The sequence below is a fragment of the Enterovirga sp. genome, assembly GCF_028290205.1.
GTDB lineage: Bacteria > Pseudomonadota > Alphaproteobacteria > Rhizobiales > Beijerinckiaceae > Enterovirga.
The window spans coordinates 1-6,398 of the sequence record NZ_JAQGKF010000190.1; the positions used below are offsets into that span (position 1 = coordinate 1).

Here is a 6,398-nt window from a genome sequence, read left to right on the forward strand (position 1 = left end):
CCGCGCGCGGCCGCCCGCCCGGGCCGCCCGGTCAGTTGGAGAAGTAGAAGTTCTCCCCCGGGAGCGAGCCATACACGAAGGGCTCCTGGCGCATGTCCGTGGTGCGCATGACGTCGTCGCGGACCTGCCGGAACAGCATGTTGATCTCGAGATCCGGCTGCACCATCCGCTTGATCAGCGCCTCGGCGAACGGGCTGTTGCTCCCCGTGCCGTCGAGCGCGGTCTGGCCGGCCTTGGCCGCATAGGCGACCAGGGTGCCGCCCGGAGGCTCGTTGATCATGGCGAGGCCGCGGGTGACGGCCCGCGAGGCGAGGGTGCGGCGCATCTGGGTCGCGAACGGATTGTCCCGGCACGCGTCCAGCATCACCACCCGCAGCTTGCGGGCCTGCTGCACCGTGGACAGCACCCGATCCAGCGAGACGGCCTCGTCCTGCACGTCGCGGTCGGCCCGAAGCTTGGCGTCGATCGGGATCAGGAAGTTCTCGCCGCCGATCTGGATGCCGTGGCCAGCATAGTAGATCACCGCCCAATCGGCCTTCTCGGCCTCGTCCTCGTAATCCTTGAGGGCTGCGAGCAGCGCGTCGCGGCCCACATTCTCGACCAGCTTCACGCTCTGAAAGCCAACGCTCTTCAGGGTCGCCGCCATGGCGCGGGCATCGCTGCCCGGGTTCGGCAATGCGCCGAAGCTCGCATAGTTGGAATTCCCGATCACCAGCGCCACCCGCCGGCCGGGATCGCGCGGTGCGGCGCGCTTGGCGGCGGGGGATTCGACCTGCGTGGCCCGGATGCGGGCGTTTTCGGCCTTCAGCGCCGCCTCGCGCTGCGCCGCCTCGGCCTGGACGGCCGCGACCTGGGCCTCGAAGGCTTTCTGGCTCTCCTGCCGGGCGGCCGCGATGGCCCGCTCCGCTTCGGCCTTGGAAGCGGCCCGCGCAGCCGCGATCTCGGCGGCGGTCGCGGTCTTGCTCGGGGCCCGGAGTTCCGCTTCCCGGGCCTGTTCGGCCCGCAGATCCGCCGTCCTCTTCGCCTCGAGCGCCCGCGAGGCTTCACGGCGTGCGCTTTCGAGCTTGGCGGTCTCCGCCCGCTCCTTCTCGATCTTGGTCACGGCGTCGCTGCGGGCCCGCGCCACCGTCTGGGCCGGCTTGGCCTTTTCGGCGTCGATGTTGGACGGCAGCGAGAGCGCCTTCTGGTAGTCTGCCATGGCGCGCGTCAGGTCGCCCTTCGCCTCGTAGGCGAGGCCCCGTCCCGCATAGGCGGCCACGAAGTCGCCCACGTTGCGCAGGGCGGCGTTGTAATCGGCAAGCGCGCGGTCGAGCTCGCCCCGCTCCCGGTAGGTGTCGCCCCGGAGTGTGAGCGCGACCGGCGACGCCGGATTGATGCTCAGCGCCTTCATCAGGTCCGCGAGCGACCGGTTGAGATCGCCGCGCAGCCGCCAGATCTCGCCCCGATTGGCGTAGGCGCGGTCGTCGCGCGAATCGCGCAGGATGGCGGCGCCGAAATCCGCCGTCGCCCGCTCGAGGTCGCCCTTGTCCCGGAACACGAGGCCGCGATTGTTGTAGGCCGCGGACCCGTAGGCGTCGCGTTCGATGGCCTGGCTGTGGTCGGCGATGGCCCGGTCGTAATCGCCCGTGAGGCGGTAGGCCTCGCCCCGGCAGGTCAGGGCCTCGCCCGAGCCGGGATCGATCTTCAGGGCCGCGTCGCAATCGGCGATGGCGGCCTCGAACTGGCCCTTGTCGATCCGCACGCCCGCCCGGTTGATGTAGCCGCGCGGATCGCTCCCCGAGAGCTCGATGACCCGGCCGTAATCCTCCAGCGCCCGGTCCAGCAGGCGCTTGCGGTGATAGGCCCAGCCCCGGTTCATGAAGGCGCGGGTAAAGCCGCCGTCGATGGCGATGGCCCGGTCGAAATCGAGGATCGCCTGGTCGAACTCGCCCTGGTCGTTCAGCACCGCGCCGCGAGCGTTGAAGAGGGGGGCCTTGGCGCTCGCCAGCCGAAGGGCCTGGTTGAAGTCCTTCAGCGCCTCGTCGAACTGGCGCAGGCGGTGCCGGGCGAGGCCCCTGTTCTGGTAACCAAGAAACGAGTTCGGGGCGCGCTGCACGACCTGGTCGTAATCCCGGATCGCGCCGGCGAAATCGCCCTTCACGAACCAGCCGCTGCCGCGCCTGAGATACAGGTCCGCGAGCGGCATCCCGGGGGGCGGCCGGTCGATCAGCCGCGTGCAGGCCGCGATGCCGAGGTCGGGCTCGGCCGCGGCGCGTCCGCAAACCTCCGCGTCGTCGTCGGCCGCGAGCGCCGCGACCGGCCCGAGCGCGGCCGCGACCAGGAGGGCGCACAGCACGCGACCCCAGCTTCGCCTGCGGGCGGGTCCGGAATGGCGTCTCTCTAAAGCGCACATCGTGGCATCCCGCCTTTGCGCCAGGCCGTCCCGTCGTTGGGCTAGGGGCCTCGGGCGACTGGTTGCGGCCGGCCCGTGCGCTCCACCCCGACGCCTCTCCGAGGCTGTCCGGCCGGCCCGCATGCTAGGGGACGCTCCCCGAAGTCGCAACTCGCAACCACTGTCCTCGACTTTGGCCCGGCAAGAACTCCGACCCAGAATGACTCCGGATTGCTTCGGCAGTGTTGCATCACGACAACGATGCCGTGTCTGGAAGCCTGTTAAGGTGGCCGCAATCGGGCGAGTTGGGGGCAGGGCAATGGTCGGTTTGAGGCGGGTGCGGATCTCGGCGTGGGCCGCCGCGGCAACGATGTCGGGCTTTCTCACGCTCGGGGCCGGGGGCGCCGCGGCCCAGTCGGTGTTCTGTCCGGCCTCCCCCGGCGTCGCCACGGGCCCGGGCGACAACCCGAACTTCGCCCTGGCCACGGGGCGGTGCACCAACGGCAACAGCGGCACGGGCGCCTTCTCGGGCGCCGCGCTGGGCAGCCAGAGCCTGAGCGATCTGGCTTCCGGCAGCACGGAAACCACCAACCGGGCCTCCAGCGGCATGGTGCAGGAACGGCGTCAGGCCGAGCAGGAGAGCTGTCCGATCGGGACGGTGCGCCGGCAGGGCCGTTGCCTTCCGATTCCGCGGGCCGAGACGCGGGCCGATCCGCAGCTTCCGGCCCGGACGCGTGTGCCGGCCGCCGTGCGGGCCCGCAGCGAGGCCCGGCGCGCGCCGATGCGGGCCTCCCGCCGCGGTCCTGTGGCGCAGCCGGTCGATGTGGGCGTGTACGAAAAGGGCCCGCGGGCCGTGGTCGTGCCGGCCTTCGTGCAGGCCTATGAGGGCGTGCGCATGGGCACCTTCGCCCAGGGCTTCGGCGACTACGAGGAGCGCAGCGGGCGGTCGGGCTCGTCCCTCCTGTATCTCCAGCCAGATCCGACCACCGGCGCCTCCGGGGGCGGGCCGGCGGTCATCAACCCCTTGCAGATCCTCAGCAAGAGCCGCTCCACCTCCTTCGGGGCGCTCGGCGGGATCGACTTCACGAGCCGCGGCCACCTCTCGGCCGATGACGGGCTGATTGTCGGCATCCTGGGCGGTTATGTGGAAAGCGAGGTCCGCGTGTCCTCCCGGATCCTGTCGCTGAACCCGACGCTGGCCAATAACGGCTCCAGCACGCTGACGGCTCGCTCCTCCGGCGGCTCGGTCGGCGGCTTCGCGACCTATTTCGACGGCCCGCTCTCGATCGACGCCCTCTACAAGGCCGATTTCCTGGACCTGAGCGAGCGCTTCATCGACAATCAGGCCTACAGCGCCACCTTCACCTATAACGGCCCCGGCGTTCCGCCGACGATCAACCCGCCCCAGAACGCGCTGATCTTCGGCACGGGCAAGACGTCGCTCGTCAACCACAGCATCGTCGCGAACTTCAACTACCGCATCCCGCTGGCGAGCGGGTTCTGGATGGAGCCGACCGCGGGCCTCCAGGCGCGCTGGGTCGATTACGCCTCGAGTGCGGCCCTTCTCGGCCTCGCCGACGGTCACCTGTTCCGCCTGCAGGCCGGCTCGCGCTTCGGCTGGGACCTGGATTACGGCTGGATGAGGCTCACCCCCGTCATCACCGGCCTCGCCTACAGCGACGTGTCGGTGAAGGGCGGCTTCGTCGATTTCGGGCAGAACGGGTCCTTCGGCGCCACGTCCGGTTCGCTCGGGGTGTCCGGCACGTCGCCGGTCAACATCCGGCAGGAAGGCCTCCTGCGCGGCCAGGGCATCTTCACCCTGATCGGCGAGTTCAACAACGGTTGGTCGGCCTTCGCCCAGGCAGAGGTCCGGGGCGGCAAGGACCTGTTCGGCGTCGGCGGCAAGGGCGGCATCCGCTACCAGTGGTAAGGGGCCGGGCGGCTCGCCCGCCCGCGATGTGAGAGGGCGGGCCCCGACGGGGCCTGCCCGTCTGGTCGCCAGGGCGCGGCCGGAATGTTGTTCGGGGGCCCATCGTCGATCCGGCATCGGAGGCCGCGATGCCACCACGTCCCTGCACCCTGCTCGGCGCCGTTCTGACCTTTGGCCTCCTGGTCGCGGCGATCCGCCCGGCCGTGGCCGATTGCGTGGCCAGCGGTCGCGCGGAGGCGGCCGGTCCGGCCGACCTCGAGCGGCGTGCCGCCGCCCTGCCGTTTCGCGAAGGCCGGCTCTGGAAGCTGTCGCGAGGGAGCGAGCGCCCCTCTTACCTGTTCGGCACGCTGCACGTGGCCGACCGGCGGCTCGCCCGACTGCCGGAGCTCGTGGCCGAGCACGTGTCGCGAGCCTCCGTCTTGGCGCTGGAGACCACCGACGTCTCGTCTCTCGGCGTGGGTCGGCTCGATGCGCGAAGCCGGGCGGAACTGCAGGAGGTGATCCGGGCCGCTCCCGACCGGCGTGCGGAGATGCTGCTGGACGGGCCCGACTTCGCCGCGCTCAGGCGCCTGGCGGCCGAGCGCGGCGTGCCCGAGGCCGGCGCCCGGACCTGGAACGCCGCGACCCTGGCCTTGATGCTGGACCGGCCGGGCTGCGCCGCCGAAGCCCCCGGCGGTCCGACCTACCTGGACGCCATGGTGGCCCGGCTGGCGCGCTCCCGGGGCGTCGAGATCATCGGCATCGAGACCCTGGCCGAGCAGTTCTCGATCTTCGACGGACTTGCCGCGGAGACCGAACGCGCCCTCCTCATCTCGGTGCTGCGGCAGGCGCCCTACGGGGCGGACGCGGTCCAATCGCAGGTGGCTCGCTATCTCGACCGCGATGCCGGCGGCATTGTCGTGCTGATGCAGGATGGCCCGGTCCGGGGCGAGGCTGAAGCCCGCACGCCGCGGGAATTCCTGGACAGGCTGCTGGACCAGAGAACCCTCCGCATGGCGAAGCGCATCCAGCCGCTGCTGGACCGGGGCAATGCCGTGGTGGCGGTCGGCATCGCCCACCTGCCCGGAACATCGGGGCTCGTCGCCCTGCTGGAACGGGCTGGCTACTCGGTGTCATCTCTGGATTGAAGAACTCGGCCGCTTTGGCCGCAGATGCTGGCCAGCGGAATCAGCCCGATCTGCTTGTCACGTCTTTTTGCACTCGCTAGGGTCGGACAGGTGCTGGGTCCATGGGAGTCGTAGTGAGGCATGCACGCCTTGCGGGTTATTCTCGTGGCCCTCGGGCTGCTCGGGGCCTGGCACCTGCAAGCCGCGGCCCAAGCGGATGCGCAGGGCGCCCGCGTCGCCTTCGTGGTCGGAAACGCGGCCTACCCGCAGGCGGACCCGCCCCTCGCCAGCACGCTGGCGGACGCGGCGGCGGTGGCGGGCGAACTCCGCCGCCAGGGTTTTGCGGTCGATTCCGGCGAGAACCTGTCCAAGGCGGAACTGGTGGCCCGCACGGAGCGGCTTCTGGCCGAGGTGCGGCCCGGCGCGACCGTGGCGTTTTACTTCAGCGGCTATGGGATCCAGGCCGGCCGCCAGAATTACCTGATTCCGACGGACGCCAATATCTGGTCGGAGACGGACATCCAGCGGGACGGGCTGAATCTGAGCCAGCTGATCGGTGCGATCAGCGGGCGCGGCGCCGCGGCGGCCTTCATCATCGTCGAGGGTGCAAACCGGAACCCCTACGAGCGGCGGTTCCGCAGCTACTCGACCGGCCTGGCCCCGCTCGGCTCGCTTCCGCCGGGCGTCACGGTGATCCTGTCCGCCGCGCCCGGCATGTCGCTGCGGCCGCCGAGCGGGCCGAGAAGCCCGTTTTCGACCGAACTCGTGAAACAGATGGCGGCGCACGGTCGGCTCTCGACCGAGACGCTGGAGCGAACGAGGACGGCCGTCTCGGCCAGTGGCGGCGGCCTTCAGGTGCCCTGGATTCTGTCGGGCCGCCGCGAGCTCGAGGAGACGCCGAAGGTGGCGACCTTGCCGCAGCCGGCCGTCCCGAGGCCCCCCGAACCCGCGCCGCGGCCCGTCGCTCCCGCGCCGCCCGAACCCGCTCCGC

4 protein-coding genes are annotated in these 6,398 nt (G+C 71.0%); 3 read left to right on the forward strand and 1 reads right to left on the reverse strand.

Going from position 1 to position 6,398, the window contains the following annotated elements; translation table 11 throughout:
- Window positions 1-31: 31 nt before the first annotated feature.
- Window positions 32-2,335 (reverse strand): tetratricopeptide repeat protein, encoded by a 2,304-nt coding sequence (locus JWR86_RS13555; protein WP_299566501.1) that lies wholly within the window; start codon window positions 2,333-2,335, stop codon window positions 32-34.
- A 406-nt stretch (window positions 2,336-2,741) separates the two neighbouring features.
- On the opposite strand from JWR86_RS13555, the gene JWR86_RS13560 reads away from it, so the two are divergent.
- The 3 genes from JWR86_RS13560 to JWR86_RS13570 form a co-directional block, all read left to right on the forward strand.
- Window positions 2,742-4,301: an autotransporter outer membrane beta-barrel domain-containing protein gene (locus JWR86_RS13560; protein ID WP_299566503.1), complete on the forward strand. Its 1,560-nt coding sequence runs from the start codon at window positions 2,742-2,744 to the stop codon at window positions 4,299-4,301.
- Between the two features lie 128 nt (window positions 4,302-4,429).
- Window positions 4,430-5,428, forward strand: coding sequence for a TraB/GumN family protein (locus JWR86_RS13565; protein ID WP_299566505.1), 999 nt, complete (start codon window positions 4,430-4,432; stop codon window positions 5,426-5,428).
- Window positions 5,429-5,548: 120 nt separating this feature from the next.
- Window positions 5,549-6,398 (forward strand): caspase family protein (locus JWR86_RS13570; RefSeq protein WP_299566507.1); only part of this gene is annotated, 850 nt, incomplete at its 3' end.

Excerpts from the sequence above, each read along its gene's own strand:
- JWR86_RS13560 (WP_299566503.1), top strand. The coding sequence starts at position 2,742 with ATGTCGGGCTTTCTCACGCTCGGGGCCGGGGGCGCCGCGGCCCAGTCG.
- JWR86_RS13565 (WP_299566505.1), top strand. The coding sequence starts at position 4,430 with ATGCCACCACGTCCCTGCACCCTGCTCGGCGCCGTTCTGACCTTTGGC.